Origin of the sequence: Escherichia sp. Lx600-2 (assembly GCF_036662595.1) — a bacterium.
GTDB lineage: Bacteria > Pseudomonadota > Gammaproteobacteria > Enterobacterales > Enterobacteriaceae > Escherichia > Escherichia coli.
On sequence record NZ_JAYQWM010000244.1, the window covers coordinates 1 to 859 of the forward strand.

Sequence of the window (859 nt, forward strand, 5' to 3'; positions counted from 1 at the left end):
TGGGTGGTATGGAGCGTTAGTTTTGATGCGATGCAGGATAGGGCTAACGCCGCAAAGTGACGTCATTTGCGGCATTCCAGATTAGGTTCTGCCGCCCTGTATAACGCTGAGGCCGTTTTTTAGTGCTTTCTTGTGGTTGCTGACAGTACCTTTCCAGCCAAACTGAGGGTTCAGACGGTAACTGTAACTGCGCCCTACTTTTGGGCCTTGAAGAATCACGGATAGGTCAATTAGCGCCTTAACCGAACGGCTTACATTGGTTTTCTGCATACCTAAAGCGTCGGCAATATCGGCTTGGGCAATTTGGATGTAATTTTCATAATCGAGATCAGCTAACAGCATCATCAAGACTTTGAATTGCTCCCCTGTGAGGGTCTTAGCAAGGATCTTTAAAGCGTCTTGGTTCATAGTGAAATGCCTCTCAAAAGCTGACTTCTGTTTGGGTCGGATAACTGCGACAAAACTACCTACCTCTTCCCCTGTAGCAGTGTCTATCTGAGTAATTCGGTTACTCATTTAAGAGGCTCTCCCAAAAAAATAGTTATCAATAATGATAACAACGTTATCAATAATGATAACTATCGTCAAGCGAGAGCCGCGCCCCACAAGGGCTGAGAGAAGGCTCTCTTCTGTATCTTATAGCGAGAAGCTCATATGCCCGGATAGCGAACCCTATTTTCATCGGTTCGTGCGTAAGCATTTCTATGCCCGTTCAGGTGATATTCCGCTTCCTCGTTCAGGCTGTTCGTTCCTCGCTGCGCTGCGGTACGCCTCAGCCTGACCTGCGGCGAGCGGTTCCTGCTCTTTCAAAGACGATTTCATTGCCTGATTTCGTCAAGGGCGAGCGTAGCGAGTGCCA

Annotated in this window: 1 protein-coding gene; it reads right to left on the reverse strand. The window is 47.8% G+C overall.

All coding sequences use genetic code 11. The annotated features are described in order from the left end of the window. Positions 1-81 precede the first annotated feature (81 nt). Positions 82-516, reverse strand: a complete 435-nt coding sequence (locus tag OQV04_RS24795) for a MarR family transcriptional regulator (RefSeq protein ID WP_004193480.1) — start codon at positions 514-516, stop codon at positions 82-84. Between the last annotated feature and the right edge of the window lie 343 nt (positions 517-859).

Bases quoted from the DNA above. Each gene is read 5' to 3' on its own strand.
- OQV04_RS24795 (WP_004193480.1), bottom strand. From the start codon at position 516: ATGAGTAACCGAATTACTCAGATAGACACTGCTACAGGGGAAGAGGTA.